Raw genomic sequence first — 26,679 nt, 5'->3', positions numbered from 1 at the left:
TTCGATTGGGCTGCAGGCTTAAAGTACATGTATTAGATCATTGCCTGAAATGCAGATCCGAGACCTCAATAAACAAATTGCTTTGTTTGTTACAGAGAAGGTAGGCACAATGACCTGTGCTTACTTCTTTGCCTTGCTAGCACTGATCTCATTACCAGAAGCCCTGTCGTCAGAAGATCCTTTGGAAATTGTTTCTTGGATCGCTGAGACATTTCTGCAGCTGGTCTTGCTTTCGATCATTATTGTTGGTCAGAATATTCAAGGTGATATTGCCGAGCAGCAGGCTCAGACTGATCGAGAGACTTTGGCGGCCATCAAAAAGCTGGCAGAAGAAATCCATGTTGTTGCTACGCAATCTCAAACAAACTGATTCTCTTCTCATTGTTCCTTATTCTTTATCTCAGCATCGCAATGATATTGCCTGCTGGATCGAGCACGCGGACAGATCGATTGATCTGCTTGCTAAGAGATTTTGCCCAGTTGAGTGCCTCCTCCATTTCAATAGTAGATCCATGCAAATGCCATTCCTGAAATGGATTTAACTCTTCGACTCGGTAGGGTTGCAGTTCTTTCATTCCCAAGCCAAGGCTGTCTTAATAAGTCTATAATCAATCTCTATTGTCTCAGCCCTTTAGGCAATTTGAAAGATAAATTTCTCGTTTAAACTCATTCTTAGTTGATGAAACCACTGGCTGATAACAGGTGAACTTCCAGTGACCAGCCAAACAGGAATGATAAAACGACTGAAAAAGCAAGGTAAAAATATTGGTTGCTTAGAGGGAAATAGGGTGCCTTGCGTCTGTTCACATTGCTTCTACTGCAGTTTTCAACCTAGGAGTTATCGACTTGGCTTGAGATGATAATTTTGTTAAAACTGTTGTCGACGCGAAGGTCATTTGTAACTCAGTGATCAATTGCTACGAGCCTCTCAGGCTGTCTCGTTACATATAGCATTTATTGGTGATCGGTAATTGGAGAGTGAGGCTGTTGTTATACATGTAAATCAACTATAATCTCTTTTCATCCATTGGAATACACCAGGCCTTGCCACTCTGTTGTGATGACTTGATCACTATATTCTCATAACGGGTGATCAAATGGGTGTGGGTGATCAGGAAGGCTGACTTTGTAAAGAGTATCTTCGACTGGTTTCCACTGAACGAGATGAAGAGGATTGATTTTATGTTTGTCTATACAATCCCAGACGTCGTTTCCAGACAATGTCGCCTCTGACCAGTGATCTCCTTGGCTGATCATCTGTTCCCTCACATAGTCTTTCCACTTCCCCCAGGTAACTTCAGGATAGCTTGCGATGAACTCATTAAGAATCACAATGTGAAAATCCATAGTTGACTCCTTGAGTTCATTAGTAATACAATTAAAGTATTATACTTGTTGGCCGATCTGCTGTGTGATGACGGTGGTTACTAAGACATGGCCGTTGAGTTTCATTTCTGCAGCAGAGTTTCGAGGATCGAAGGACCCCCGCTTTATGAGTGGATCGGGTCTGCCGATACTGCTGAGCTCCTCTGGTTAGTTCATTGCTCTGAATAGGCTGTGATGACAGTGCTTTCGATGATATGTCCAGCCCCCCGGATCATCTCTTTGTTCTCTTCAAAGATCTTTTGTGCCACCCCAATGGGTGCTTGCTGAATCGCGCAGACCTTCGATGCGTCGTCCTTGGAAACTCCTCTAAACAGTGATTTGATTCCTACTGAGGCATGCATTTGGGTGACGTCATCGCTGTCATAGATTTTGGCCCACTCTGAGAATGGAACGCTCAGGTTGAATGTCCAGACCGTGGTTTCCATGATTTTGAGCTCCAATATTTTTGATTGTTGCACTTAATCCTTGGTTTGTACAGCAATCTATGTGACGGTCTCTTTGCGCTAACCGATACGTTTTGCCCCAGTTCTTTCAGTATTATTTGCTGAGGCACAGGTTTATTTGAAGTGAAGAATGATCTGTTGAGATTAATTTACCATCTACACTTGTTCGTGCAGGTTAAGCCGAGAGTGCTTGAGATAGAAATAACTAATTCTAATGTCATGATTTGGCCGACACCTGTTCGATAGATGGGTTAAAATCCTTCCTGATTTAGCGCTTCCCTTTGCATTCTCTGAATCCGCTCTAGGACGGATTCATTACTCATGCGATTGTTCAGTCTTTCCACCAGTAGTGGAAAAGCGAGTGGTGTTGGTCGAGGCGTAGGGCAGTGCAGTGTTTCTCCACGTTGCATTCTTTTCAGTGCACTACGTAGGCGTGACAGTTCAAGTTGCTCCTGCAGCACTTCTTGTTGCGCTTGTTTCAGGAGAAGATTGCCTGGTTCATGTTTGCTGAACACCTCCCACAGCAATGATCCGCTGATCTGCAGCTGTCCCGCGCTTTTGTTCTTTCCTGGGAATCCTTGGACAAGCAGCCCGGCAACCTGGGCGATGCTGCGAAATCGTCGTCGACAGAGTTCGGAGAGATTGAGAGCTTGCTCAAGATCAGTTTCCAGATTGCTGTCATTGAGAAGATCATCGAGATGTTCTTCCAGCAGGTCATCCATGGGGTATCCCTTTGGTGCCAGCAGTTCAAATCCGTAGTCGTTGACTGAAACCGTGATCGTGCCGCGATGCTGCCTTGTGAGTCGTGTTGCCCAGAGGAAACCCAGACCCTCATGCACAAAGCGACCCTCAAACGGGTACGCATACAAATGCATTCCTTCTCGGGTTCGACAGGTCTCAATCAGCAGTTGATCACTCGATGGCAAGGTTGACAGATCCATCTGCCGTTCAAACAGTGGTTCCAATGCCTTGAGCTCAGCGTTGTCCAGTTCTCCACGTCCAGCGCGCGCCACTTCTTCACGCAGGTGATGGGTTAACAGATCGGACAGCGACATCTGTCCTCCAGCCCAGGCTGGAACTGCAGTGCTTTTTCTGGTTGTAGTTTTCACGTAGGCCGTCATGTCGCGAAGCCTCACGAATTCCAGCTGACGTCCTGCAAAAAAGAACACGTCTTTCTGTTTGAGTTGGCTGATGAAGTTTTCTTCGACGTGTCCCAGAACAGATCCCCGCACGAAACGCACTCGGATCGCTGGAGCTGATGTGATCGTGCCGATGTTCAATCGATGCAGTCTGGCGATTGCGTTGTCACGCACCACAAAACGTCCGTCATCTGTGCTGTCCAGTTTTCTGTAGCGGGGGTATGCACCGAGGCAATCCCCTCCATGCTCAAGAAATCGCAAACACCAATCCCAACGCCCCTGTTCGAGTGTTCTGTAGGTGCTCGTGCTGCGAATGGACTCGAGCGTTTCGACAGGTCTGAACCCGGGCCCGCAAGCCAGGGTCGTGAGGTGTTGCAGCAGCACGTCGAGAGGTTGGTTGGGGGGGCGTCGTTCTTCCACCATTCCGTTCTCCAAGCCTCGGCGAACGGCACTCAGTTCGAGTAATTCCAGGGCATTGGTGGGCATGAACAGCACCTTGGATGTTCCGCCGGGTAAGTGTGCTGAGCGTCCTGCGCGTTGCAGCAGTCGTGCCAGATTTTTCGGTGATCCGATCTGAACAACTCGCTCCACAGGTTGAAAGTCCACTCCAAGATCGAGTGAGCTTGTGCAGACCACCCAGAGCATCGACCCCGCTTTTACAGCAGCTTCAATGGCTTCTCTTTCACTGCGATCAAGAGCGCTGTGATGCAGTGCCAGTAAGCCCTCCATTTCTGGGCAGGCGTAGCGCAGGCACTGAAACCAGCGTTCAGCCTGGTTGCGCGTGTTGGTGAACAACAGCGTGCTGGTGCAGGGTTCGAGCTGCCCGATGAGATCTTCGTATCGCCTCAGCCCGAGGTGACCACCCCAAGGGAATCCATCAATACTGTCGGGAAGGATGCTCGTGACATCGAGTCCCCGCTTGGGAGCTCCCGTGATCAAGCACGGCTCACACCCCTCGCCAAGGGCATGCCGAGCTGATTCTTCAAGATTCCCGATCGTCGCGCTGATCGCCCATGTTTGGAGTTGTGGGCGCTGTTGCCGTAACCAGCTGAGAGCGAGCTCCGCCTGGATACCGCGTTTGCTTCCGATCAGCTCATGCCATTCATCAAGAACGACAGTTTCAAGCGTCTTGAACAGTGCTTCGCAATGGCGACTCGCCAGCAGAACGCACAATGATTCCGGCGTGGTGATCAGAATTTCAGGAGGTTTTTTGATCTGGCGACTCCTTTCAGCACTTGGGGTATCTCCATTGCGGATCCCAACTCGCAGGGGCCAGCCCATCGCCTCAATCGGTTGCTGTAGCGCCACGGCTAAGTCACGCCCTAAAGCCCTGAGTGGCGTGATGTAGAGCAGGCGGATCCCTGCTTGCTCATTAGCTGACGCCAGCATCTGCGCGATCGGTCCCATCACCGCGGCGTAAGTTTTTCCTGACCCGGTAGGGACCTGGATCAGACCACTCAAACCCTGCAGGTGTGCTTCCCATGTCCGCTTCTGAAAGGGAAGCGGCGACCATCCCTGATGTTGAAACCAGTCGTTGATCGGCGAGAGAATCCGCTGCGGATCAGCGTTGCACTCAGGGCGAGCGCGCTGGTTGTGAGACGTCTGTTTCACAATGACGACGTTCGCTTCACCACTCGATCGCAGAGCGTTCGAGCATCTTCGATGGTGTTGGCGCTGTCCGCCGTGCGGTCACTTCGCCATCGCAGAATCCTGGGAAAACGAACGGCGAGGCCGCACTTGTGCCGTCTGGATGTCTGGATGCCTTCAAAGCCAATCTCAAAGACCAATTCAGGCTCCACCGAGCGGGTTGGACCGAACCGTTCCCGGGTGTGACTGCGAATCCATCGATCCAGCTCGAGGATTTCGGCGTCGTTTAAACCGGAATAGGCCTTGGCGAATGTCACCAGCTGAGGGTTGCTTGTTGACTCCGTCTGTGTCTCCCAGAGTGCGAAGGTGTAATCGGTGAAGAGGTTGGCGCGACGCCCGCGGCCTGCCTGTGCATAGATCAGCACCGCATCCAGGGTCATCGGATCGCGCTTGTGTTTCCACCAATGCCCACGCTTACGACCGCTCAGATAGGGGGACTGCAGATGCTTGAGCATCACCCCTTCGGCACCCTGTTCCACAGCCTCTTGGCGGAGTCGATTCAGCTGATCCCAATGCTCAAGTTGTTGTCCGCTGCTGAGTCGGCAACGCATCCCCGCCGTATTGGCATCCATGCGTTTTTGAACAGCGCTCAGTTGTTCAAGTCGTTGCTGAAGTGGAGCTGAGCGCAGATCTTGTCCATTTCGTTCCAGCAGGTCATAGGCCACGAAACTCACAGGACACTCGAGCCGCAGTTTTCGGCCGACATTTTTTCGGCCGAGTCGTCGCTGCAGGTCGCTAAAGGGTCTTGGTTGTTGCTCCGATTCCGCCCAACAGATCACTTCGCCATCAAGCACCGTATCGGTCGGTATCGCTAACGCCATCTCGATCAGTTCTGGGAATTGTTCGTTGATCAGTTCTTCACCACGACTCCACAGGTATGTTCCGCTCTCGCGTTGAATCAGCTGTCCACGGATGCCATCCCATTTATGTTCAACCCACCAATCGGAGGGTGCGGTGTCCTCGATGGTCTCCGGTTTGAGTGGGCTGGCCAGAAAAAAGGGGTAGGGAACGGGCCCTCTGTTGCCGCGTTCTTCACTGGCGGTAGCCGTCAGTGCACGAAACCAATGTTCAGAGGCATCGGCTGGCGCCATCAGACGCTCGAGAACCAAAGCCTCCTCCAAGTTGAATCCTGTCGCGATCGCTTTCACGACAAGTCCGCGGGCAACACCAATACGAAAGCCACCCGTTAGCAATTTGTTGAACAGGAACAGGCGGTCGTGAGGCAAGGCTTCCCAGATCGCGAGCACCGCGATGCTTTGCTCCTCAGCTTCCATCGCCGCCACGGCCGGCAACAGTTGTTCCATCCACCAGTGCATCGGCGGTGAATGATTGAGTTGATTGATCCAGATCGTCACATCGGGGTTGTGGATGTGGCCGCCAATGTCGTGTTTGAGTTGTGGCCAGAGCAGTGAGAGAGTTTCTGCTGAATCTCCGACGTGGCTCTGACAGTCGTCGAAGAGCCAGTCAGGCATCGCACTCGCCTGCTGAAGAATGTCGCGCAACCGGCGACCGGTGATCAACCGTTTGCGCCGTTCTCCCATCAGCAGTAATACCGTCCACGCGGCGTCGTGGGCATTTGCTTGCTGCAGATGCACTGCGATCAAATCAATCTTGCGTTTCGTTCCTGTGCTCTGGTCCAGATCCTCGATCAGAGCCGCGAATGCATCCATGCCAAAGCTGTTCTAGGCGTCTTCTCAGTAATTCCAGCGATTGTCCTCATTTGGACCTGTCACCTGAACATTGCATCCGTTGATTCCAGCTGTCGCACTGTTGAATGCCTTGACATAGCTGGTTGCGTCTCCAGCGTCGGCCACTTCACGCAAAGCTCCCTGAAGTCGGGCCAGATCGCTCCCAACCTGATCCCGGGTCAGTGCGCCGTTAGCCAGACCCTCGCAGATGGCCTTTGCCGCTGTTTCACCATCAGCAGGGAACACCACGGTGTTGATCTGCTCAATGGTGATCGTGGTTTGCTGGGCGAGTGCCGGTCCAGCGGTCGCAGCGATCAAAACCATGAGGCCGGTCAAGGTAGAGCTACGGGTCGCCATGGTTCCAGAGAAGGTGCTTGAGGTTAGTTCAGTTGAGCTGATCAAGCGGTTTGGCATCAAGACCGTGTCTCTCGCGCAGAAAGCGCGCCAGCACATCGCTCTGGCCGTGGGTCACATAGACAGATGCAGCTCCAGTGTTCAGCACCGTGCTGACCAACCCATTCCAATCGGCATGGTCACTCAGCACGAAGCCTCGTTCATAGCCACGCCTCCGCCGGGCTCCCCTCACTGCCATCCACCCGGATGCAAAGGCTGTCTGTGGCGAGCGGAACCGCCTCATCCAGGCTGAACGATGGGCGGAAGGCGGCGCAAGGATCAGTCTTCCTGCCAGGGAGTCCTTGCGGGGAAGCTCGCTCACAGGCCGACTCGCCGTCATCGCCACACCTGCCTCGCGATAGTGGCGCGTGACGGTTTCAACGGCACCATGGAGAAGCACTTCCTCTTCCACTCCGATGGCTTTCAGCTCGGCTAGCAGACGCTGAGCTTTGCCGAACGAGTAACAGAACAACAGCGAGGGTCGCTCGCGGTCTCCATGCCACCAGTCTCGGATCTCCGTTGCCACTTGTTTCCCGGTATCCCATGCATAAATCGGCAACCCGAATGTGGCTTCGGTGATGAGCACGTCGCAGGGCACCACCTCAAACGGTTCGCAGCTCGGGTCAGAGCAGCGTTTGTAATCACCGGTCACCACCCAGACCTGATCCTCAACCATCAAGCGAATTTGAGCTGAGCCCAAGACGTGGCCAGCGCTATGGAACGACAAACAGGCCTGATTGAGCCAGAACTCTTGGCGATAAGGCATGGAATGCAGAGTGATGTCTCGGCCCAGGCGTTGTCTCAGCACACCTTCACTGATATCCACAGCCCAGTATTCGCCGCATCCAGGTCTGGCGTGATCAGCGTGGGCGTGAGTGATCAAGGCTCTCGACACCGGCCGTGAGGGATCGATCCAGGCGTCTGCAGCTCTGCAATACAGACCGCTGTCGGTTCGCTCGAGAACGTTCATCCATCAACTTTGGCAAGCCTGAGCTGCTGGCGTGTCTCAGGCTCATGAGGGCGTCACTTGCTCATTTCGAGCATGCGTCGGATCGGCGCTTCAGCCTTGGAACGAATCGACTCCTCCATGGTGATCTGCGGTGAGAGTGTCTCAAGACAGTCGCGCAGTTTTTCCAGGCTGTTCATACGCATGTATGGACAGGCATTACAGCTGCAGCCATCGAGACCAGGAACATCAAGCAATGTCTTCTCGGGGACCCGCTGCTTCATCTGATGCAGGATCCCAGGCTCTGTGACAACGATGAACGTGTCGCAGTCGCTGGTTTCGGAGTGAACCAGCAGTTTGCTTGTGGATCCGATGAAATCGGCAAGATCCAGCAGATTTTCCTGGCATTCCGGATGGGCGATCACTTCAGCGTCTGGATGATCCAGTTTCAGCTTGATCAGTGCTTCTTCACTGAAGGTTTCATGCACAAAACAACGTCCAGGCCAGAGCGTGAGTTCGCGTCCGCTCTGGCGTTCCACCCAACGTCCAAGATTGCGGTCGGGAGCAAAGAGCACGGGTTGCTCCTCCGGCAGCTGTTTCACCAGATCCACGGCATTGCTGCTTGTGCAGATCAGATCGCTTTGGGCCTTCACTGCCGCCGTGCAATTGATGTAGCTCACCACCAGATGGTCCGGATGGCTTTCGCGAAAGCTGGCGAATTCATCGGCAGGGCAGTCGTCGGCCAGTGAGCAGCCTGCATCGATATCAGGCAGCACCACAATTTTTTCAGGGCTGAGGATCTTGGCGGTCTCCGCCATGAAGTGCACCCCGCAGAACACGATCACATCGGCATCAGTGTTGGCAGCCTTTCTCGACAGCTCAAGCGAGTCACCGATGAAATCGGCGATGTCTTGAATTTCGGGCTCCTGGTAATAGTGCGCCAGGATTACGGCATTGCGTTCCTGGCGGAGCTGGTTGATCGCCGCGACGAGTGCGGTGTCAGAGCTCATCGGGGCCATCTGGGGCAGGATGGGACCAGCCTAGAAGTCGTTCTGACATCACTCCGTGTTGCCATTGCCGGAGACCTCCATGGTGACTGGGGGACAGGGGATGTGGATCTGATTGAGCGACTGCAACCGGATGCACTCCTTTTTGTGGGGGATCTCAGCGATGGAGACCTGCGCCTGGTCAAGAGCATCACCCAGCTGTCGCTGCCTGTGGCGGTCCTGCTTGGAAATCATGACCGTGGACGCGACAGAAGCGGAGATCTGCTGCAACGGCAAATCACGATGCTGGGAGCCCGGCACTGTCCATGGCAATTGAGAGCATGGAGCCAGCCTGCGCTGGCGGTGGTTGGTGCCCGTCCATGCAGTGCAGGAGGTGGATTTCACCTGTCTCAGGCGGTGCAAGCGGTGTTCGGGCCAATCACAGAAACACAGTCGGCCGACTGGATCGTTGATGCGGCCATGCAGGCCCCTGAGCACTGGCCTTTGATCGTGCTGGCTCATTCAGGTCCGACGGGGCTGGGGTCAGCTGCGGACAGCCCCTGCGGTCGTGATTGGAAGCAGCCCCATATCGACTGGGGCGATCGTGATCTAGCAATGGCTCTGGACCGCATGCAGCGAACTCGTCCGGCTGACCTTGTGGTGTTTGGCCACATGCACCATCAGCTCAAAGGACGACGCGGTGAACGGATCACATTTCACCGCGATCGTCGAGGCACTTGCTTTGTGAATGCGGCATGCGTGCCAAGAGTTGGTGTGGATGAATCAGGCCAGCCGCTGCATCACCTCACATGGGTGGAGTTTCTAGGCACTGAACCATCGTTGGTGAGTCACCGTTGGTACCGCCCCAGTGGTGAACTGATCTATGAGCAGACTCTGTTGCGCCAAGCCATCAAACGGCAGGCGTCATGCTGATTTACGTGTGCGTGAGTACGCATGGCTATGGCCATGCCGCGCGTCAGGCAGCTGTTCTGATTCAGTTGCATCGACTCCAGCCGGATTGGCAGCTGGTGATCAGTTCCAGCGTGGATGAGACCTTCCTCGCTCTAGTGCTTCGCCATGTGCCGGTCAGCAGAAGAACAGTTCGCTGGGATGTGGGCATGCTTCAGGCCGATGCCTTGGGCGTGGATCAGCAGGCCACCCTGCAGGCACTTCAGCAACTCGAGAACGCGCTTCCTCAGCTGGTGCAACGAGAGGTTGACTGGATTCGCGAGCAGGACAGCCAGTGTGTTGTTCTCGCTGATATTCCGCCTGCAGCAGCCCAGCTAGCTCGTCAGCTTGACGCTCCATTGGTTTGGATGGGGAATTTTGGCTGGGATGAGATTTATGCGCCATTAGGCGGCGCTTTTGTGGATTGGGCCAATCAGGCCACAGCGGCTTATCAAAGCGGGGCGCTGCTGTTGCGCTGCCCGTTGTCCTTGCCCATGAACTGGTCGCTACCGGAACAGGCGCTGGGGCTTGTGTCAGCAGATCCGGAGGCGCTTCCACTCGATCTGGAGAGGCGTCTTCGCGCTGATGGTCGAACCAAGGTGTTGGTGGGGTTTGGTGGACTCGGATACTCGCTTCAAAGCGACCTTTTCAAACGCTGGCCTCAACATCTATTCCTGATGCCTGCACCCAAGGATTCCAGGCAGCTCGAGCAGCTTGGTCAGATCGCGAATGTGCTGCTGTTGCCCGAAACGATCAGGTTTCTGGATGTGATGCCGTTCTGTGAGCGACTTCTGGGCAAGCCAGGATTCAGCAGTTTTTGTGAGGCGATGAGCTGCGGTGTCGCACTTCACGTGGTGGAACGCCAGGGATTTGCTGAGGCGTCTGTGCTGATGGACGGTTTGCGATCACATTCGGACCACAGGATTCTCAGTCGACAGTCGCTGGAATCCGGGGAGTGGAAACTGGATCAGCCTCTGGAGCCTGCTGCTGGTTCGCCCCTGAGCGCTGGCGGCGCAACTCAAGCCGCTGAAGCGATTCGCTTGGTTGCAATCAACACTGTTAAGCAAGGCTGATTTTTACGATCAATTCAGCTTATCTGCGCTTCAAAGCATTTCTGTCTCTGGACTTTTGAGCTTGTCCTGACAAAAGCAGCTTGCATGACGATCCTCCGCCTGTCACAAACCCTCTGTGATCAGTGGCATCGGTTCGACACAGTTTGCCCGTGTTTTCAAGCACTGGATTCATTGAATCCCACGATTTAGCTCACAAATTCACTTCCTAGGTGTCTTTAGAGCTTGATTTTGTTCCTTGATCGATTTGTATGACTTCCCTTGCTTTCACCGCCTGTCGTTGCATTCCAGGCGCTGTTGCAAGTGTTGTTTCGCTGATCACCATTCTCCCGGCTCCTGCAGTTCGCGCAGCTCTTCCGGCCCTGGAAAGTTCCCGTTCCAGGTTGGTGATGCTGGAGGAGGATGCTGAAACTTCAGCACTCCCCTACGTCATTACCCCTGAGCGTCGCGCGATGCTCAACACCATCCGCTTCGCTGAAGGCACCTGGAAGGGTGGTCACGATCTTGGCTATCGCGTCATGTTTGGTGGCGGTTTGATGCCATCGATGGATCGTCATCCCAACCGTGTGATCTATTCCTCTCGTTATGCAAGTGCTGCTGCTGGTGCTTACCAGTTCATGCCATTCACCTGGGACATGGTCAAACGCCGTCTAGGCGTTCGAGGGTTCGGCCCAGAAGTTCAGGATCAAGGAGCTCTATTTCTGATTCAACGTCGCAAAGCGCTTCGTCTGACTGACAACGGTGTGATGACACCTCAACTCGCGGCATTGTTGGCTCCTGAATGGGCATCGTTCCCCACCCTTCGCGGCAGAAGCTATTACGGACAACCTGTGAAGCGTTTCACCAATCTCCAGGGATTCTTCAACGTGAATCTGGCTCAATTGCGCAAGATTCGCGACGAGCGGCGTTCAGCTCTTTCTGCTCAGAGTTCCACTCCAACCAAGGTTGATGCTTCAGATTGCCTAGGTCCTGCATTTTCATGCAAGTAGCGCTGAAGCATCCCGCTTGACTCAGCCCTCTTCGCTGGATTCGTTCAATTTCCGTCCGACCGTCGCTCCGGCGATCAGATAGGCACCAATCCCTCCAGCCATGAAGCCCATTCCGTTGCGGATCAACGGCAGTAGTTCACTGGTGCGTGTGACCACGGGTGCTACTCCGAACACGCCAAAGAGCATCACCCAAAGAGGTGACAGCAATAAAAGCCAGCCCCAAGCGATCAGTTCACCCTCTTTGCGTGGATAGGCCGCGAATCCCGCAATCAGGCCACCCAGGATTGAGGTGCTGAGCGTCCAGAGCCACTGTTCCGTCGGCAGGCCTGGCACAACCTGGCATCCGCCACGGTCCAGGCACAGTTCAACGGCATCCAGTGCCGCCAGGATGGCGCCGTCTTCTCCGTGATCCTTCACATAGAACTGATTGCCGTAGCGGGTTTGCAGTTCAACCCACCAGGTGCGCGGCATCAGCGCAAACAGGGCATCGCCCACATTGAAGTTGAGCAGATTGCCCCCACGCGGATCCGCTACCAGCAGCAGGCTGCGTTCGTCCAGTCCCCAGAATTCCTTCACTGCCAATCCTGGAGTGCGCTCGTATTGGGTCAGCACTCTCAGCTTCCAGCCGCTGCGTTGCTCAAAGGCGTCGAGAGATGTTTCCAGTGACTGGCGCTGCGTCTGGCTCAGGGCCTTCGCAAGATCGATCACTGGGGTCGGATGGTCTGGGAGCAGATCGGGATTATCAATGGCCCCAGCAGGCGCTGCGACCATCAGCAGCAGCACCGACAGGCTCAGCAGGGCCTTCAGGCCACGCATCATTGCTTGGACACCCATGATTTAGAGCGAGTGCACGCCATTCTCACCACATGAAGGCCTTTGATGTGCCCTGCCCCGAATGGCTGCGGGAGCGATTGCAGCAGCATGGCCAGCGGGTGCCCTTCTCCACCTTCATGGAGTGGGCCCTGCATGACCCTGATCACGGCGCCTATGGCAGTGGTCAACTGCATGTGGGCACGTCTGGCGATTTCGTTACTTCTCCATCCCTCGGTGAGGATTTCTCAGGCCTGTTGATTCATCAGCTGATCGAATGGCTGGAGTTGCTGGCCGTTCGCCATCCGGAAGGCCGGCTTTCGATCGTGGATGTGGGGCCAGGGGAGGGGGATCTCATCGCTCAGTTGATCCCACTTCTTCAAGCTTCTGCAGCTGAATGGCTGCCGCGTCTGGAGTGTGTTCTTGTCGAAATCAACCCCGGGATGCAGCAGCGCCAGAGAGCGCGGCTCGAGTCAGTGGGCCAGATTCCCTGCCGCTGGGTTGGGTTGCAGGAGCTCGCCGCTGAACCGGTCAACGGCATCATGCTTGCCCATGAGTTGCTTGATGCTCTGCCGGTCGAGCGCCTCATCCTGAGGGGAGGCTCCCTTCGGCGGCAGATGGTCACTCTTGAGGCCGTTGATGGATCTGCGCCCCTGCTCCGATGGGATGAGGATCCTTTGCCTCCACTGCTGGAGGCTCAGATCCAAAAGCAGGCGGATCGTGATGCCTTGGAGCTTCCGCCAAGGGGGGCGTTGGATGGATGGGCCACGGAATGGCATCACTCCGTTGCTCCTTGGATGCAGCAGGCATATGCAGCCATGAGCGATGGCATGTTGCTGGTGGTCGATTACGCCTTGGAGTCGAGCCGCTATTACGCTCCGCGCCGGTGCGATGGAACCCTGCTCGCCTACAAACGCCAACAGGCTTCAACGGATGTTTTGCGTGATGCGGGTTCTCAAGACATCACTGCCCACCTATGCCTGGAGTCCGTTGTGGGTGCGGCCTCCGAGGCAGGCTGGTTGTTTGCCGGACAGTGCCGTCAAGGAGAAGCATTGCTTGCCTTGGGTCTGGCAGAGCGACTGACCGCATTGCAGCAAATGCCCGCTGATCAGTTAGCGGAAGCGCTGCGTAGAAGGGAAGCCCTGCTGAGACTTGTCGACCCCAGTTGTCTTGGTGAGCTGCGTTGGTTCGCCTTTCTTCGCAACACGCCAACTGCAGCGGACAACGGAGTTCTCGACAGTCGTTTTCTGCGGGAACCGATTCCGCGTGAACCGAGCTGATCAGTTGAGAGATGCAAGGCAGCGACTGACATCCTCGTTGCTGATTTCGTCACTGATGATCACGTTGCCGATCTGGGTCGGCAGAACGAAACGCAGTCGCCCATGACGGACCTTTTTATCGCCTTGCAGGGTCCGCAGTGCAGCCTCCCGATCAAGGGTCGGCCAGGCCACGGGTAAACCGGCCTTCTCGATGAGTTTCAGCTGGCGCTGTTGATCAGCTTCGCTCCAGAGACCTTTCTGGACGGCGAGGCGACCAACTGCCGCCATGCCGATCGCCACGGCTTCGCCATGCAGCCAGGTTCCATATCCCGTCAGGGTCTCCACCACATGTCCAAAGGTGTGGCCGTAATTGAGGATTGCGCGCCGGCCTCCTTCTCGTTCATCATCGGCGACAACGGCAGCTTTGGCTTCCGCGGAAAGCACAAGGATGTCGTGCAGCAAGGTCGGATCCATAGCTGCGGGATCGGAGAGGTCTGAAGCTTCTTCAAGACGGCTGAAGAGGTCGGGGTCTCCGATCACTCCGTATTTGATCACCTCCGCCATGCCAGCGCGGAATTCCCTCACAGGGAGCGTGTTCAATGTCAAAGGATCAATCACCACCATTCGTGGCTGGTGGAAGGCTCCGATCAGATTCTTTCCCTTTGGATGGTTCACACCGGTCTTGCCACCGATGGAGGCATCGACCATCGAGAGAAGAGTGGTCGGGACTTGGACGATGCCAATGCCGCGCAGCCAGCATGCCGCTGCAAAGCCCGTCATGTCACCGACAACGCCACCTCCCAGCGCCAGCATCAGGGAGGTGCGTTCAAGACCCTCCTGCTGTGCCTTGTCGAGGATCAAGCTCAGTGTTTGCAGGGTTTTTCGTTCTTCACCCGCATCGATTTCCAGTAGCACGGGGTTGAAGCCTGCCGCTCTGAGTCCGCTCAGGCAGCTGTCGCCATATGGCCTGGCGACGTCAGGATTGCTGACCACAAGAATTTTGGTCCCTGACCGAATGGGTAGATCAGCCAGCGCAGAACCGATTTCTTTCACCATCGAACGGCCGATGATCACGTCGTAGGGATTGCGCTCCAGGGACACCGTGATTGTTGTGCGTTCCTGCAAGTCAGCTGCCTGCACTGTGCTCATGGGCTGATGCTGCGGTTGCGATCCGCGGGGGATTCCATCGACTGACCTTATCCTCAGCCGCAAGCTCTTTGAGTTCGATGAACCCTGCCTCCAGGCCAGATCGGCGTACAAGCCTCACCGCCTGGGCTTTTCTTGCGCCTGCACTCACGCTGTTGAGTCTTTCCGTGCTGATTCCTGCCGCAATGGCTCTGTTGATCAGCTTTACGCAGACAGGGCTTGATGTGTCAGAGCCGCTGAAGTTCATCGGCTTGGCCAATCTGCGCAGGCTCGCTGGCGATCCGATGTTCTATCGGGTCTTAGGCACCACCCTCATTTACCTCGTGGGTGTGGTGCCTCCGATTGTTCTTGGTGCCCTGGCCTTGGCCGTTCTTGTCAATCGTGTCTTGCCTGGCATTCATTGGTTGAGAGCTGCGTTCTACACACCCGTGCTGGTGTCGATCGTCGTTGCAGCCATCGCCTTTCGTTGGCTGTATGCGGAGAACGGTCTGATCAATGGCTGGCTTGAAGCCTTGATCGGATCCGGTTTCATTCCCATCGACTTTCTGACCAATCCGTTGCTGGCTCTGCCTGCCGTGATGCTTGTGACCCTTTGGAAAGGACTGGGGTACTACATGGTGATCTTTCTCGGAGGCCTTCAAGGGATTTCCAAGGAGCTGTATGAGGCTGCTGAACTCGATGGCAGTGAGGGCTGGAGGAAACATCTCGATATCACGCTTCCGCTGTTGCGTCCTTACGTGACTCTGGTTGCAGTGATCTCAGCCATTGCTGCCACTAAAGTTTTTGAGGAGGTTTTTCTGATGACACAGGGAGGTCCCGCCGACTCAACCAGGACCCTCGTTTATTACGTATATGACCAGGCTTTTGCAGAGCTTGAGATCAGCTATGCCTGCACTGTCGGTCTTGCCCTATTCCTGATTGTTTTGCTGCTGACGGCGATCAGGTTCGCCTTCAGTGAGGAACGCTCACTGATCTAAGCCAGGTCCCTTCCACGTCCCTGAGGGTCGGATGGCAAGCTTCAGAGGAGGACATCAGTGGCTATGGCCAGCGCTGCCGGGACAATTGGAGTTGTTGGGGGTGGTCAACTCGCACTAATGCTCTGTGAAGCAGCGAAGTCGCGGGAGGTTGATGTGATCGTGCAGAGCGCATCTGGCCAGGATCCGGCGATGGCTGTCGCTCAGGAGCAGGTCTCAGGTGCACCAACTGATGTCGCTGCCACGGCTGAACTGTTGAAGCGCTGCCAGCACATCACCTTTGAGAATGAGTGGATACCCGTTGATGCCCTACGGGCATTGGAACGTGATGGGGCGGTGTTTTCTCCTTCCCTTGTCAGTCTGCTGCCGCTGGTGAACAAGCTGTCTCAGCGCCGCATGCTGGATGATCTGGCGATTCCAAGTCCAGCCTGGATTGGGCTGGATGAGATCAACACCGACTCACCGGCTCTTCCCGCCGGCTGGACGTTTCCCGTCATGGCTAAAGCGGCCCATGGCGGGTACGACGGCAAGGGAACCTGCGTGATCCGTGATCTCAAGTCTCTTGGCAAGCTGTTGAGCAGCGTTTCCGTCGAGGATTGGCTGCTGGAGACCTGGGTGACTTACGAGCGTGAGCTTGCTTTGGTCGTCAGTCGTGATCAGCAAGGACGAATCCGTAGCCTTCCACTGGTGGAAACGCATCAGAAGAGTCAGGTTTGTGACTGGGTTCTTGCTCCTGCTCCAGCGGAGCAACTGCTGGAAGCCACCGCCTACAACATTGCAGCGTCCTTGCTCACAAGCCTCGATTACGTGGGTGTGATGGCGCTGGAATTCTTTTACGGCCCTGCAGGTCTGATGGTGAATGAGATTGCGCCGCGGACGCACAATTCAGGTCACTTCTCGATTGAGGCCTGCAACAGCAGTCAGTTTGATCAGCAGCTCTGCATTACGGCGGGTCTGCCGGTTCCGACAACCGACCTTGTGGTGCCTGGCGCGATCATGGTGAATCTGCTTGGTCTGCGGTCTGAAGGTGTGGAATCCTTGGAGAAGCGGCTTGCTGCTCTGGAGGCCATCCCCAGCTCTCATCTGCATTGGTACGGCAAGAAGGAATTGCCTGGAAGAAAGGTCGGTCATGTGACTGTGCTGCTTGACCAAGCCGATGCCGAAGCGCGTGGCCTGGAGGCTGAACGGCTTCTGAAGCAAATTCGTGAGATCTGGCCGAATCCCTTAAATTGAGATTGGACTACCTGGTTGGTGACAGCCTTTCTCTAGTGCTCTGATCTGACTCTCTTTCGACTTGGGGTGACTGTCGTGAAGGTGCCGTAAACCGGCCTTGTAGCCGGAAACGAATCCTCACTTTGTTGCCCCTTCTGGTAACTCCAGGTCGAACACTGGGGCTCGCACGGTCAGGTGGTCCACCCATTCCAAAACAAAGGTGCAGCAGCTGTTTTTAAGGATCTGCATCTGTGAGCGAAGTTGGTAGACCACTACCAAACACCACTACCCAAGTACTACTGAAAACCAGTCGAGAATTTGGGATCAGTTATGGCAAGCGGAGCTGAAAAAGAACTCGAACGGATTGAGCGAGAGCTGGATTCCAGCCCGCCTGCAGGAAAGCCTCCGGTCAAGAGAGGCGGTCAATCCGGCTCACCTGATGAGCCCTCAAGAAACAACCACTTTGATGCTGTTGTTGTCGGAGCTGCACTGCTCGCAGCAATCGCGTTCATCACTTTGGTAGGTGAAAGCCTTAGCCCGAAGCAGAAGACCCAGCTCACCGCTGCATCGATGGGTGGCGCCGCAGGAGTGCTGGTCGGCTACGGCGTCGGGCGAATCAAACGCTGACCCACCTGGTCAGTGCAAGCCGGATGGGTGCCCCGAGTACGGGTGAGGCATCATGCGCGGACTCGTGCCTGATCCATGCTCCTCCGTCTTTCCATCGGACTGCTTGCTTCTGTTGTGGGCTGCTCTGTTATGCCTTCAATCGCACATGAGGGGAGAAATGGATCAAACATCTTTTACTTTGAATGCAAAGGCAGGAGAACGCAGGGATCTGGTGTTGCAACAGGCTTCCCAATGAACTATCCAGTTCGTGTTCAATACAAATTGGATCTAGATGCGTCGACCCTCACAGAGGTAGATATCGACACTGAACGGTTATCTGCTGGAAACGAGCCAATTGACATCAAAATCTATGGGAAAACACTTACTACAAAGTTCAGCAATGACAGGCTGAATAAGGATTATGAGATTCAGATTCGTGGTGATGAGCGCCTTTTCTCGATAACTGTATTTCCGTCGAGTGGAGTTGATCCTGACGCTTGGTATGGACAATGCCTCAATAGCAAATCCCTCTAAAGCATTGACCGACTTAGCAGAGGGGAATTGCGAGCCTCAATAGCCTGCCTGGTTTTAACAGGATCTTGACAACAAAAGGCCATGGCATGGTGGCAGATGGAATGTAGCTAAGAGCACATAAGTTATGTAATGATTATTTGGCCTGCAGAGAAAATCACGATATATCTTCATTAATTCAAAGGAGGATTATGGAATTGCCCAAAGACACCTTTGTGAATAAAGATGCTGGTTTGATTGAAGATTGGGTGAGACAGCGGATCAAAGACTTGCTTTTGAGCAAGCGGTTCCAGGATGCTGATGCGCTTTATCGTGAGTTTGATGTTTGCGAAACTAGCGCATAGTTCTCGTTGCCGAAGTCAGGCAAAAGAAGCCCCACCGAAGACAGGGTGGGGGTGGTGGAGTTGATCTCTGCCGCTGAACGAGTATTGGCAAGATTTAATAGCAAGAAAACATATTTTTGAATAAATATTATTGAGGAGGGCTTATCGGAAGGCCTTTGAATTTCGGTAGAATCCGCTTTGGGTCGCAAAGTCTAACGACATTTTTGGGAACACTATGTAATCACTAAGCGCCGAAGACTGCATTCTTATTGCCATATCTCTGCTTGGGAGATCGTAAATGTCTAGATAATACTGGCTCAAAAGTTTGTCAACAGCGCTGGGTTTTACGATACCCTTCGCGACCAATTCACAATTGTAGATTGCAAGTGAAATAACACTGAATATGCTCAAGAATTCAGACACTTCCTTGTCGTTGGCGAATTCAACCATGGTGTCTAAAAAGTTTTGATTGAACTCTGCCATCTCTGTATCGCTAGGCGCTCTTTCTTGCGCTCTCAAAGGCAATAGGGAGATAGCAACAGACAAGGTCAGTAATGCGATCGAAAGGCGGCGAAGCATGGATCAGGCATCAGTCCGCGCATGATGCCGAGCTTTGCTTGGTTATGCCCGCTGGGTCAACGCTGATCTGGTCAAATGTCATCCCGGGCTGCTGACCCTGCCAGATGCGCTTAGAAGCTTGGGCCCGACCTTCATTGGGGACCTGGAAGTCTGACTTCTTGTCTTTCTCTAACTCTTCCAGCGAAATGACCTTCTCATTTTTCCCTCTTCAGAGACACCCTCGAGTATTGATGGCAATGGCGTCAATTAGAGCGGAGGCCGTTGGCCCAAGGTATTCACAGGGTCCGCTTATTGCTGTGCATTTTTAAAAGATGCCCGAGTATTGAGATATCAACATATCTTTGGTCATCAATGCTCATGTTTGTTGAACTCTCTGAGTGCCAGTCTTTATCCCATTTCCTCTTCTCCACCTTCTCGATCTGTGTGAGTCCATCTACTATCTCATGTTCATTGTCTGCCATAGAAACAGCAGTGGCAAACCATTTCTCGGACGCCCTGTAATTCTTGACTGCTCTATCCTTTTCTGCAACTGCTTTGCCTGAGGCGTCTCTCTCGTTTAAGAGCAGCACTGCTAGGACAAACGAGCTCACCAAAAAGAAAGCAGTCAAACTTTTTCAATCGATATAGAGGCATTTTAGATTCCTGTCATTTCGTGGAGGACCTGAATCCTCTAAGTATTTTCCCTTAAGAGATTAGACCTAGGTAGTTTATTCCTCGACACAAATTAATTGACCATCGATGGAAAGTAGCTTATAGATCACTAACTCGGGAGCCAGGAATGTATGAATCAATGCCAGTATCCGGCTCGTCTTCTATTACTGAAAGATGGGATGCACTTGAAGAATATTTTGTTTGCATAACTGAATGCGATCTCAATGATGAAAACTGCATTACTAGCTGCCTGATGACTCATTTGAAAATCAATGACGGATCAGAAGCGGCATAGTCCAGCCTTTGTTCACCAAGCTGGCTCAGCAATAGTCCACCCACAGCTCCCTTTCGGTCTTCAGCAGTGCAGGCTCACCGCCGGGCATCGGTCTGTCGTGATCGACAAACACGCGCTGATCTCTGACTCAGGTGCTTGATGGATCTCTGTGAAACGGGGTATTGCAATAGTCCTTCGGATCCGTGAGCTATCCATCCATAACCCCCTTTCTTGCTCTTGAAAGAGGGATTCTCCGGGTCTTGCACCTTGATCTGTCCCTTCCTCTCGCCATCAGCTGAGTGGTCGTTGGAGCAAGGGATGGGCCATGCAAGAGGACGTTCTGAACCTGCTCCTGATCGTTTGCTGCAACAGCTCCGAGACGTGGCTTCTCCGGTTTTATTGCACAAAGTGGTTGCCTTAAGCCAACCTTAAGGAGTCGCTTTCATCTCCTTCTGGGTTAGGGCCCTGATGCCATGGCCGCAATTATCCGCTTTGTATCCGGCCCGGAACCGCTATGGAGGCGCTGCCTTGAGCGTTGCTGGGTCTTGGAATGCGACATTGATCCGCTGATTCTTCAGGCTCGTTGGCTTCACCACCAAGGGCAGCATCACGATGCAACTGCCGTGGAAGAAGAGCTACACCCTGTGTTCTGAAGCTTTGCGCTTGTGAGACGTCATCATTTGGCAGTCGCAATTGCTGTGCTGATTGTGGCTCCCTCCTGTTCGATGAATTACCCGTCAAGATCTGAGGCGGAGAGTGCTTGTCGCGAATGGCAGGCGCAGGAATCCAAGGTTGATTACGAGCGCGAGTTATTAGGTTTCGAAAAAAGAACAAAATTTGAACAAGAGAACCCCAGGCCAGATGCAGCTTTTTGGGACGATCAGATTATTGACTGGGAAAAGCAAAAATTAGCTTATGCTTCAAAGACGATTGTTGAGAGTGTCGCAATGAGTTCTCGCTACTGCCAGTTGGAGCAAGAAAATTCACGGGTTTTAGGTTATGAAAATGACGCGATCAAAAAAGGGACCTATCGGGATGAAGCGGGAAAAAAGGGCGAGTGGAGAGTTGTTAAATATTTTCGTTATTGAGACTTTTGCGATTTTCTTATGACGTTTTCAAGCGATGTTATCAGCCTTTCCGCGGATCATTATTCGTTCTATGATCGTGAATGACTTGCAAACCCTTTAAGTTAAGACGAGTCCCAACCGTTTCTTCGTCTTTTATTGAATAGCCGGTCTGAACAAAGATGAGTTTTGCCGTGATCTCGCTTTCCATGGATAGCTTCTGATCTTTGAGCGTTTTGTAGTTTTGATCAACGATTTCAGGAGTTTTTTCTTCGTTCCAGGAAAATACTGCCTGATACCTATTCCCCTCGATTGGATGCCATGGTGCAGGAAGGATTTTGCATGAATCAGGGTTGCTGGCTTTTGCCAATTGGTGTTGCAGCTCATCACTCCTGTCGGCTTCTAATCGCTGGACAAGCTCCTTGGGCAAAATTGCCGAATTGCCAGTGAGTGTTACAGGCTCTTTTGTGATCATTACTTGTCTCATTCAAGGACTCTCAGGTTTGATTCCGTTAATACCGTTGTTGAGAATCCTCGCATGCTTTGTTTCAGCCTGTCGATCTGTTCCTTGATTTGAAATAAGTTCTCCGGCTTGCCTCTTTACTCATCAATGCAAGTGTTGTCATTGAACACCTCATTGACTTTGAGCGGTATTTTTTCTTTGTTTCTTGATGCCTGAGATCTTGAAATCCCTGGTTGATTCATGTTTTCAGAAGGCCCCTAAGAAGTTTTCTTGTCTTGGGTGAGTCTGATTGACGGATAACTTAAGGACTGCTGGTCTTGATGCGCCTCAGCAGTTCATCTTTGGCGAGTTGCGTTACGACAAATACTTCTTGCGCGCTCGTGCCTTTGCGGGCCAGCATTTTGAAGCCGCCTGTTACCGGTATTGAAACGCGTAACTGAAGGCCTGAGCTATGACCTCGCACCCTGGAAATCACGCCCGGAGTGATCGTCTGGATCTCCGGATCTCTGGCAAGAACCTTCAGCCAGGGGATCAACCCCTCCACATAGGTGCTGTGCGTAATGACCAGGCGCCCCACAGAGAGTTGCTGCTTGCTGAACGTTGTGCTGGTCGAAGCTAGTGGATTTGGCTACAGAGAAGAGAGAGATCTGCCAGCCATGCTCCGATCTGTCGACAGGCTGCTTTGTGAGGTGACCGGTCCTTTGCAGGATCGCTGCGGTCCCCAGGCCCGGGTTCTAACGGCGGAGGTTCACGGTGATGAAGTCCGTGGCTTGGCGTTTTGTCCTGGCAAGGTTCTTCGATACGTGTTGGCTGCTCGTTACAGGCGCATCAAAACAACGGAGATGCTTCGTTTGGCTCGCAGCAGCAGGCAGCCTGCTGCTTGAACACCAGCCTCATCAATGGCTTGATTCAGTCGAGCTCACTGGCCAGAACCGAGCTGAGCGCTTGTTCGACTTTGGCTTGAAACAGCTTTGTGTCCACGCGTAGAAGCAGCAGACCTGCTGCTAGAAGACCGAAAGCCTGAACAACAAACACTCCGGCGTAAGCCTCAAAGCTGTTTTGTGATCCAGTGAGTTCTCCGAACAGGCTAAGCAGCGCTCCGCCGCTAATCGTGGCGAGCCCTCGCGCATAGGCCTGGGCAAGCCCCCAGACACCAATGAAAGTTCCCGCCATCAGTGGCGAGGTCAGACCGAGCATCAACGTGAGGCTTGCATTGGTGCTAATCCCAGCTCCAACTCCGAACAGAAACAATGCTGCTCGGAATAGTGGAGTTGAAGCCAGCAACCCCGCGACGACCATCATCAGCACAAACAGCGCTGAGAGCACTCCACCGGTTAGTGCTGTCCTTTGGGCGCCAAGGCGTGGAGTGATCAGGAACCCTGTTGCAGCAATGCCCAGCAATGTTCCGATGCCCCAGACGGCATTGAGCCGAGTGGTTGTACAAAGGTCCATGGCGAAAACGGCTCCGCCGTAGGGCTCCAGGACAGCTTCCTGGAGAAACAACGCGAAGGTAAACAGGGACAGAACAGCAAAGAAATACCCCACCTGTGGAGATCCTTTCAGCACTGTCCATGCGCCACTTAGAGACATTTCCTGAGTGGCTGCTAGTCGTGACTGGTGTCTGCCGGTGTCAGGCTTCAGGCGTGGTTCTACCCCTGCGATTGAAGCCACGACAAGCGTGAAGATCACCAGCGGAGCCACCGTGATCAACCGTTCCACTCCGGAGATCAGATTGCTCAACTCGGCTGTGGCGCATGAGGAGCCAAGAAACGAACTCAGCAGAATCGCTCCCGCCACGATCCCCACCATCAGCATCGACCACACGATGGAGACCAGAGCAGGTCGCTGTTTTTCAGTGCTCACATCAACCAGCAGCGCTGCAAATGGCGTGGAGCTGGCTGCAATGGCCAAGCCGTAGAGCACAAACACCAGAGCCAGGATCAATCCTCTCCCGATCACATCGGCCTGACTTCCGGATTGGGATGCTGCCGCGAGCCAGAGAACGGTGTGGCCTGCAATCCATGTCAGGACGCAGAACGCCGCTGCACCGCCAACAATGAAAGGAGTGCGCCGCAATTGCTTCCAGCGGCAGCGATCCGATTGCTGTCCGAACCAGATTCTTGAAAAGGCAACCAGCTGTTGACAGCCCAGAGCCAGGGCGGTCAAGGCGGCAGGCACCTCAAATTCATCGATCAGCAGCCTGTTGAAGATGCCAAGGGTCAGAACCGAGAGAGCGCCAAGACAAGCCTGAAACAGGCCCAGGCGCAGTGCAAGGACGATGAACCGTGCTGATCCCACGGATGGATTGCAGAAGCGATTCGCTGACCTTAGGTGGGGCTTCAGCAGCGTTCGACTGGAGCCATCGTCAACCCTTCCGAACCAAGCTGTTGGTGATACAGCTCAGCCTGTTCAAGGGGACCACACCAGACCTCAGCACGTCCTTCTCCGTCGATGCGTCTGGCCAGAGCCCAGGCCCGATCAGCATTCATGCCGGGAAGGATCTTGCACAGGCACTCGACCACATGCTCAAACGTGTTGACGTCATCGTCGAGCACGATCACTCGGGCTTGTGGGTAGCGCTGCGTTGTCCCCTGGCGTTCAAGAACCGTTGCTGCACCGGGTGATGACGAAGTCATGATGTCTCGTGAACAGACGGGATGAATCCGCAGGGAAGCTTAGTTACACTGCCCTCAATCAAGAGATCCACAATGCTTTTCACCCTGGGCTGGGCTTCTCTCGCAGCTGTGTTCAGCTTTTCGATCGCCATGGTGGTGTGGGGTCGTAACGGTGACGGCTCCATTAATTTCTGACGTGTACGAGACTCTCCAGTCTCCCCTGGTCAACCAAGGACTCGCTGTTACAGCTGTAGCACTGCTGGTCTTTGTTAGCGGATCTGTGATTTATCTATCCACCATTGAGTGGAGAGATCGGCGTCGGCGCCGGTGAAAAGTGTTTGATGCTGCTCTCTTGAGTCAGAGGTGGGAGTGTTGTCGCAACCAGCTGTTGCGTTCAACAGCCACATTCGTCGGAATCTCGCTGCTCGTGGGATCTGGTTTGATCGGTTTGCGGCTGTCGAACAGTCGACTGCACTGGGCCGATAACAGTTCAGCGTCCTCCTTGGTTCAATTGTCCGGGGCGCTCACTCTTGTTCAGAGTTTCCGCGGCGACCCGAACCGAGCCGTTCCGTCGCTGTGGGCTGAGCGTTTGGGTGTCCAGCCAGCCAGGGATCTTTGGCGACGTTACGGCCGTTCCATGTGGTGGCAGGGATGGGCACAGGACGGTGATGCCTATCTGATTCTTGCGTCTTCCACGTTTCCTCCGGAGCTTCAGGGGCTGCAACGCCAGCGCGTGGGCTCGCTGCAGGTCCTTGCCTCCGATGCATTGCACCGCCAGCAGTTGCTGCAACGCTTGAAAACCAACCAGGTCTCAACGACCAGCGTGCAGGCCGACAGCCTTTGGGCTTCTTGTCTTCATGCGCTGTCAGAGGCGCCAGGGGTGATCTGGAACGCTGATGCCCTCGCAACACTCAGCGGAACGCTTGCGCCTCTTCTTCAGCAGGGTCGTGAAGGTTGTGTTCAGCTTCGCCTTCAGGCCAATCAACTTCTCTGGGAGGGGGTGATCGGTCGTCGACCGTTGAGTTCGCTCACCATGCGGAGCTCCTTATCGTCCTCAGGCTTGATCCAAGCCTCATCCACTGATTTGAGCTCCACCGATACAGCATCCAGTGAGCTCACATTGCTTCAGGTTGATGGCGATCGTGTGGATCTGATTTTGGGATCGCTGCTGTCGCGTCAGATCATTCAGGCTCCACTTGAGGAGCATTACGGAATCAATGGCGCGATGCGCAGCAAAATCGCTGACCTTCCGTTCTCCTTGAGGCTTCAGAGCCGGGCGAGCGGTGCTTACAAGGCTGGTTTACAGGTTCAATTGCCCTTGACCGGGAGTGCGCAGCAATGGGCACCGATTCTGAAAGCAGTGTCGGAACGCCTCGACTCCAGGGGGTTCCAGAAGCTTCAGGACGATCGGGTGTCATCAGAGCGTGAAGCTCCCATCCTTTGGCAGCGACGTGATGAACCCGATCCGACAATCGTCGGTGGCTGGCTGATCATCCAAGGTCAGAAAGTACCTGTCTTGAGCATCGGATTTGGAACTGAACCTGCTGCTCGTCCCTTCCTTTCAAAACAGATGCCGCAAAACCGTTTGTCGCTCAGAGTTAAAGGCGACCCGCAGCGTCTAACCCAGATTGGTCTGCTTGAGGGACTTTGGCCTAAGCCTGTGCAGAGAGCATCGAACCTGAATTTAGAAGTCAAGCCACTCAAGATCTCAGCTAGTAGCCAGCTCGCCAGACAGTCGTGGTGGAGAGTCAGTGGAAGCCTGACGCTCACACCAGACTCCTAATTCTTGGCAGCTTTTTCAGCCTTCTGTCGCTCACGCTTGCGTCGTTCAGAAGCAAGCGTTTCCTCCATGAGCTCAACGGCCTGAACCATCTTTTCGAGGTTGCTGCGATAGAGACCCAGATCCTTCTCCAGTCGGGGGCGAGATAATCCGATCTCCTCACCGATGGCGTGAACGGTATTGCTCAGTTCCTCTGGATCATCACTTTTGTTTCCCTGAGCTTCGGAGAGCAGGCTGAATAATCCAACGGCAACCAGACGTGAGTAGTGGAATTCATCTCCGGTCACTGCTGAAAGTCCACTTGCCAGTGGTTCCGGCGCACCTTTCCCCTTTGATTTCAACCAGGCCTGGACATCGTCAACGGTGTGTCCCTTGACGGCCTTGCTGCTCCCTTGCGCGAGAGCCTTGATTTCATCGCCGTCAAACCCATTGCAGCTGCAGAGAGCCGCAAACATTGGGTCGAGTTGTGTTTCCGGGCGATATCCCTTCGTGAAGGCCTGGAAGACCTGACACAGGCCAACGGCGAACAACGCATTCATCCGGAAGTGAGTTTGATGACTCAGCAGGTGTAGTTCCACCAGAAGCTCATCGGCTGTTCGTCGATACAGCGAAGGAATGACGTAAGGGAAAGCTGTGTGAAAGGCTTTCTTGCTGTCAGCGATCGTCTGGGACCCAGTCAAGCTCTTCTAAGGCTGTCTTTAAGGCAAGACCATAGCGCTGCTGTTGCCGCCGTTAAGATTCAGCAAGTCAGCAGGCC

General features: G+C 53.9%; 31 protein-coding genes and 1 other RNA gene. 15 read left to right on the top strand and 17 right to left on the bottom strand.

Features of this window, described 5'->3' with window-relative positions; translation table 11 throughout:
• Positions 1-49 precede the first annotated feature (49 nt).
• Entirely contained in the window at positions 50-370 is a 321-nt protein-coding gene (locus tag DXY37_RS08805) for a hypothetical protein (RefSeq protein WP_115126279.1), read from the top strand.
• A 25-nt stretch (positions 371-395) separates the two neighbouring features.
• Here DXY37_RS08805 and DXY37_RS08800 read toward each other — a convergent pair whose 3' ends face one another.
• The 8 genes from DXY37_RS08800 to nadA form a co-directional block, all read right to left on the bottom strand.
• Positions 396-575 carry a hypothetical protein gene (locus DXY37_RS08800; protein WP_115126278.1) on the bottom strand — a complete coding sequence of 60 codons (180 nt, stop codon included), beginning with the start codon at positions 573-575 and terminating at the stop codon, positions 396-398.
• Positions 576-1,080: 505 nt separating this feature from the next.
• Positions 1,081-1,347 (bottom strand): hypothetical protein, encoded by a 267-nt coding sequence (locus tag DXY37_RS08795; RefSeq protein WP_115126277.1) that lies wholly within the window; start codon positions 1,345-1,347, stop codon positions 1,081-1,083.
• Between the two features lie 191 nt (positions 1,348-1,538).
• Entirely contained in the window at positions 1,539-1,811 is a 273-nt protein-coding gene (locus DXY37_RS08790) for a DUF3764 family protein (protein ID WP_115126503.1), read from the bottom strand.
• Positions 1,812-2,080: 269 nt separating this feature from the next.
• Positions 2,081-4,519: a ligase-associated DNA damage response DEXH box helicase gene (locus DXY37_RS08785; protein ID WP_115126502.1), complete on the bottom strand. Its 2,439-nt coding sequence runs from the start codon at positions 4,517-4,519 to the stop codon at positions 2,081-2,083.
• Positions 4,520-4,575: 56 nt separating this feature from the next.
• Positions 4,576-6,285 (bottom strand): ATP-dependent DNA ligase, encoded by a 1,710-nt coding sequence (locus tag DXY37_RS08780; RefSeq protein WP_115126276.1) that lies wholly within the window; start codon positions 6,283-6,285, stop codon positions 4,576-4,578.
• Between the two features lie 24 nt (positions 6,286-6,309).
• On the bottom strand, positions 6,310-6,660 hold the full coding sequence (locus DXY37_RS08775) for a DNA ligase (RefSeq protein ID WP_244276995.1): 351 nt from the start codon (positions 6,658-6,660) through the stop codon (positions 6,310-6,312).
• A 28-nt stretch (positions 6,661-6,688) separates the two neighbouring features.
• Complete coding sequence (locus tag DXY37_RS08770) at positions 6,689-7,666, bottom strand: ligase-associated DNA damage response exonuclease (protein WP_115126274.1); 978 nt, start codon at positions 7,664-7,666, stop codon at positions 6,689-6,691.
• A gap of 53 nt (positions 7,667-7,719) precedes the next feature.
• A complete protein-coding gene (gene nadA, locus DXY37_RS08765) occupies positions 7,720-8,652 on the bottom strand; it encodes a quinolinate synthase NadA (protein ID WP_115126501.1) in 933 nt (310 codons plus the stop codon).
• A 63-nt stretch (positions 8,653-8,715) separates the two neighbouring features.
• Here nadA and DXY37_RS08760 point away from each other — a divergent pair, with 63 nt between their 5' ends.
• The 3 genes from DXY37_RS08760 to DXY37_RS08750 all read left to right on the top strand — a co-directional run bounded on the left by DXY37_RS08760 (position 8,716) and on the right by DXY37_RS08750 (position 11,635).
• Positions 8,716-9,561 carry a TIGR04168 family protein gene (locus DXY37_RS08760; protein ID WP_371638090.1) on the top strand — a complete coding sequence of 282 codons (846 nt, stop codon included), beginning with the start codon at positions 8,716-8,718 and terminating at the stop codon, positions 9,559-9,561.
• Positions 9,555-10,649, top strand: coding sequence for a hypothetical protein (locus tag DXY37_RS08755; protein WP_115126273.1), 1,095 nt, complete (start codon positions 9,555-9,557; stop codon positions 10,647-10,649). Before DXY37_RS08760 ends, DXY37_RS08755 begins: the two co-directional genes overlap by 7 nt.
• A 248-nt stretch (positions 10,650-10,897) precedes the next feature.
• A complete protein-coding gene (locus DXY37_RS08750) occupies positions 10,898-11,635 on the top strand; it encodes a glycoside hydrolase family 104 protein (RefSeq protein ID WP_115126272.1) in 738 nt (245 codons plus the stop codon).
• A gap of 21 nt (positions 11,636-11,656) precedes the next feature.
• Here the strand turns inward: DXY37_RS08750 and DXY37_RS08745 are convergent, their stop codons facing one another.
• Positions 11,657-12,454 (bottom strand): TPM domain-containing protein, encoded by a 798-nt coding sequence (locus DXY37_RS08745; RefSeq protein WP_370594390.1) that lies wholly within the window; start codon positions 12,452-12,454, stop codon positions 11,657-11,659.
• 47 nt (positions 12,455-12,501) lie between these two features.
• Here DXY37_RS08745 and DXY37_RS08740 point away from each other — a divergent pair, with 47 nt between their 5' ends.
• On the top strand, positions 12,502-13,725 hold the full coding sequence (locus DXY37_RS08740; RefSeq protein ID WP_244276993.1) for a class I SAM-dependent methyltransferase: 1,224 nt from the start codon (positions 12,502-12,504) through the stop codon (positions 13,723-13,725).
• On the opposite strand, the gene aroB is transcribed toward DXY37_RS08740, so the two are convergent.
• On the bottom strand, positions 13,726-14,853 hold the full coding sequence (gene aroB, locus DXY37_RS08735; RefSeq protein ID WP_115126270.1) for a 3-dehydroquinate synthase: 1,128 nt from the start codon (positions 14,851-14,853) through the stop codon (positions 13,726-13,728).
• A gap of 77 nt (positions 14,854-14,930) precedes the next feature.
• Here aroB and DXY37_RS08730 point away from each other — a divergent pair, with 77 nt between their 5' ends.
• The 5 genes from DXY37_RS08730 to DXY37_RS08710 all read left to right on the top strand — a co-directional run bounded on the left by DXY37_RS08730 (position 14,931) and on the right by DXY37_RS08710 (position 18,176).
• Positions 14,931-15,827, top strand: coding sequence for a carbohydrate ABC transporter permease (locus DXY37_RS08730; RefSeq protein WP_115126269.1), 897 nt, complete (start codon positions 14,931-14,933; stop codon positions 15,825-15,827).
• A 63-nt stretch (positions 15,828-15,890) separates the two neighbouring features.
• Entirely contained in the window at positions 15,891-17,057 is a 1,167-nt protein-coding gene (locus DXY37_RS08725; RefSeq protein WP_115126268.1) for a 5-(carboxyamino)imidazole ribonucleotide synthase, read from the top strand.
• Between the two features lies 1 nt (position 17,058).
• Positions 17,059-17,242: non-coding RNA, 6S RNA (ssrS, locus tag DXY37_RS08720), on the top strand.
• 124 nt (positions 17,243-17,366) lie between these two features.
• Entirely contained in the window at positions 17,367-17,663 is a 297-nt protein-coding gene (locus DXY37_RS08715) for a hypothetical protein (RefSeq protein ID WP_115126267.1), read from the top strand.
• Positions 17,664-17,738: 75 nt separating this feature from the next.
• On the top strand, positions 17,739-18,176 hold the full coding sequence (locus DXY37_RS08710) for a hypothetical protein (protein ID WP_115126266.1): 438 nt from the start codon (positions 17,739-17,741) through the stop codon (positions 18,174-18,176).
• Between the two features lie 482 nt (positions 18,177-18,658).
• On the opposite strand, the gene DXY37_RS08705 is transcribed toward DXY37_RS08710, so the two are convergent.
• Positions 18,659-19,075: a hypothetical protein gene (locus DXY37_RS08705; RefSeq protein WP_115126265.1), complete on the bottom strand. Its 417-nt coding sequence runs from the start codon at positions 19,073-19,075 to the stop codon at positions 18,659-18,661.
• Positions 19,076-19,350: 275 nt separating this feature from the next.
• Positions 19,351-19,665 (bottom strand): hypothetical protein, encoded by a 315-nt coding sequence (locus DXY37_RS08700; protein WP_136975580.1) that lies wholly within the window; start codon positions 19,663-19,665, stop codon positions 19,351-19,353.
• Positions 19,666-20,473: 808 nt separating this feature from the next.
• Here DXY37_RS08700 and DXY37_RS08695 point away from each other — a divergent pair.
• Both DXY37_RS08695 and DXY37_RS08690 read left to right on the top strand, forming a co-directional pair.
• Positions 20,474-20,653 (top strand): hypothetical protein, encoded by a 180-nt coding sequence (locus tag DXY37_RS08695; protein WP_067094818.1) that lies wholly within the window; start codon positions 20,474-20,476, stop codon positions 20,651-20,653.
• Positions 20,654-20,725: 72 nt separating this feature from the next.
• On the top strand, positions 20,726-21,088 hold the full coding sequence (locus DXY37_RS08690; protein WP_206749761.1) for a hypothetical protein: 363 nt from the start codon (positions 20,726-20,728) through the stop codon (positions 21,086-21,088).
• 40 nt (positions 21,089-21,128) lie between these two features.
• Here DXY37_RS08690 and DXY37_RS08685 read toward each other — a convergent pair whose 3' ends face one another.
• Both DXY37_RS08685 and DXY37_RS08680 read right to left on the bottom strand, forming a co-directional pair.
• A complete protein-coding gene (locus DXY37_RS08685; RefSeq protein ID WP_136975579.1) occupies positions 21,129-21,551 on the bottom strand; it encodes a hypothetical protein in 423 nt (140 codons plus the stop codon).
• A 277-nt stretch (positions 21,552-21,828) separates the two neighbouring features.
• Positions 21,829-22,104: a DUF2103 domain-containing protein gene (locus DXY37_RS08680; protein ID WP_067094809.1), complete on the bottom strand. Its 276-nt coding sequence runs from the start codon at positions 22,102-22,104 to the stop codon at positions 21,829-21,831.
• 79 nt (positions 22,105-22,183) lie between these two features.
• On the opposite strand from DXY37_RS08680, the gene DXY37_RS08675 reads away from it, so the two are divergent.
• Positions 22,184-22,411, top strand: coding sequence for a hypothetical protein (locus DXY37_RS08675; protein WP_115126498.1), 228 nt, complete (start codon positions 22,184-22,186; stop codon positions 22,409-22,411).
• Between the two features lie 25 nt (positions 22,412-22,436).
• On the opposite strand, the gene DXY37_RS08670 is transcribed toward DXY37_RS08675, so the two are convergent.
• Positions 22,437-23,825 (bottom strand): BCD family MFS transporter, encoded by a 1,389-nt coding sequence (locus tag DXY37_RS08670; protein ID WP_115126261.1) that lies wholly within the window; start codon positions 23,823-23,825, stop codon positions 22,437-22,439.
• Positions 23,826-23,866: 41 nt separating this feature from the next.
• A complete protein-coding gene (clpS, locus tag DXY37_RS08665; RefSeq protein WP_067094804.1) occupies positions 23,867-24,163 on the bottom strand; it encodes an ATP-dependent Clp protease adapter ClpS in 297 nt (98 codons plus the stop codon).
• Between the two features lie 72 nt (positions 24,164-24,235).
• Between clpS and petN the strand changes: the two genes are divergently transcribed.
• Complete coding sequence (gene petN / locus DXY37_RS08660) at positions 24,236-24,337, top strand: cytochrome b6-f complex subunit PetN (RefSeq protein WP_066907630.1); 102 nt, start codon at positions 24,236-24,238, stop codon at positions 24,335-24,337.
• A gap of 193 nt (positions 24,338-24,530) precedes the next feature.
• Positions 24,531-25,925: a hypothetical protein gene (locus DXY37_RS08655; protein ID WP_170951821.1), complete on the top strand. Its 1,395-nt coding sequence runs from the start codon at positions 24,531-24,533 to the stop codon at positions 25,923-25,925.
• Here DXY37_RS08655 and psb29 read toward each other — a convergent pair.
• Positions 25,922-26,602: a photosystem II biogenesis protein Psp29 gene (psb29, locus tag DXY37_RS08650; protein ID WP_115126259.1), complete on the bottom strand. Its 681-nt coding sequence runs from the start codon at positions 26,600-26,602 to the stop codon at positions 25,922-25,924. The two genes, DXY37_RS08655 and psb29, sit on opposite strands and share 4 nt — an antisense overlap.
• Positions 26,603-26,679: the final 77 nt, after the last annotated feature.

The organism is Synechococcus sp. GEYO (genome assembly GCF_900473955.1).
Classification (GTDB): Bacteria; Cyanobacteriota; Cyanobacteriia; order PCC-6307; family Cyanobiaceae; genus Synechococcus_C.
This window is presented reverse-complemented; position numbering and strand designations above follow the sequence as displayed.

Coding starts and splice junctions, on each gene's coding strand:
- DXY37_RS08805 (WP_115126279.1), top strand. CDS start 50: ATGCAGATCCGAGACCTCAATAAACAAATTGCTTTGTTTGTTACAGAG.
- DXY37_RS08800 (WP_115126278.1), bottom strand. CDS start 575: ATGAAAGAACTGCAACCCTACCGAGTCGAAGAGTTAAATCCATTTCAG.
- DXY37_RS08795 (WP_115126277.1), bottom strand. CDS start 1,347: ATGGATTTTCACATTGTGATTCTTAATGAGTTCATCGCAAGCTATCCT.
- DXY37_RS08790 (WP_115126503.1), bottom strand. CDS start 1,811: ATGGAAACCACGGTCTGGACATTCAACCTGAGCGTTCCATTCTCAGAG.
- DXY37_RS08780 (WP_115126276.1), bottom strand. CDS start 6,285: ATGGATGCATTCGCGGCTCTGATCGAGGATCTGGACCAGAGCACAGGA.
- DXY37_RS08775 (WP_244276995.1), bottom strand. CDS start 6,660: ATGGCGACCCGTAGCTCTACCTTGACCGGCCTCATGGTTTTGATCGCT.
- DXY37_RS08770 (WP_115126274.1), bottom strand. CDS start 7,666: ATGAACGTTCTCGAGCGAACCGACAGCGGTCTGTATTGCAGAGCTGCA.
- nadA (WP_115126501.1), bottom strand. CDS start 8,652: ATGAGCTCTGACACCGCACTCGTCGCGGCGATCAACCAGCTCCGCCAG.
- DXY37_RS08755 (WP_115126273.1), top strand. CDS start 9,555: ATGCTGATTTACGTGTGCGTGAGTACGCATGGCTATGGCCATGCCGCG.
- DXY37_RS08750 (WP_115126272.1), top strand. CDS start 10,898: ATGACTTCCCTTGCTTTCACCGCCTGTCGTTGCATTCCAGGCGCTGTT.
- DXY37_RS08745 (WP_370594390.1), bottom strand. CDS start 12,454: ATGATGCGTGGCCTGAAGGCCCTGCTGAGCCTGTCGGTGCTGCTGCTG.
- DXY37_RS08740 (WP_244276993.1), top strand. CDS start 12,502: ATGAAGGCCTTTGATGTGCCCTGCCCCGAATGGCTGCGGGAGCGATTG.
- aroB (WP_115126270.1), bottom strand. CDS start 14,853: ATGAGCACAGTGCAGGCAGCTGACTTGCAGGAACGCACAACAATCACG.
- DXY37_RS08730 (WP_115126269.1), top strand. CDS start 14,931: ATGAACCCTGCCTCCAGGCCAGATCGGCGTACAAGCCTCACCGCCTGG.
- DXY37_RS08725 (WP_115126268.1), top strand. CDS start 15,891: ATGGCCAGCGCTGCCGGGACAATTGGAGTTGTTGGGGGTGGTCAACTC.
- DXY37_RS08715 (WP_115126267.1), top strand. CDS start 17,367: ATGGCAAGCGGAGCTGAAAAAGAACTCGAACGGATTGAGCGAGAGCTG.
- DXY37_RS08710 (WP_115126266.1), top strand. CDS start 17,739: ATGCTCCTCCGTCTTTCCATCGGACTGCTTGCTTCTGTTGTGGGCTGC.
- DXY37_RS08705 (WP_115126265.1), bottom strand. CDS start 19,075: ATGCTTCGCCGCCTTTCGATCGCATTACTGACCTTGTCTGTTGCTATC.
- DXY37_RS08695 (WP_067094818.1), top strand. CDS start 20,474: ATGGCCGCAATTATCCGCTTTGTATCCGGCCCGGAACCGCTATGGAGG.
- DXY37_RS08690 (WP_206749761.1), top strand. CDS start 20,726: ATGAATTACCCGTCAAGATCTGAGGCGGAGAGTGCTTGTCGCGAATGG.
- DXY37_RS08685 (WP_136975579.1), bottom strand. CDS start 21,551: ATGAGACAAGTAATGATCACAAAAGAGCCTGTAACACTCACTGGCAAT.
- DXY37_RS08675 (WP_115126498.1), top strand. CDS start 22,184: ATGCTCCGATCTGTCGACAGGCTGCTTTGTGAGGTGACCGGTCCTTTG.
- clpS (WP_067094804.1), bottom strand. CDS start 24,163: ATGACTTCGTCATCACCCGGTGCAGCAACGGTTCTTGAACGCCAGGGG.
- petN (WP_066907630.1), top strand. CDS start 24,236: ATGCTTTTCACCCTGGGCTGGGCTTCTCTCGCAGCTGTGTTCAGCTTT.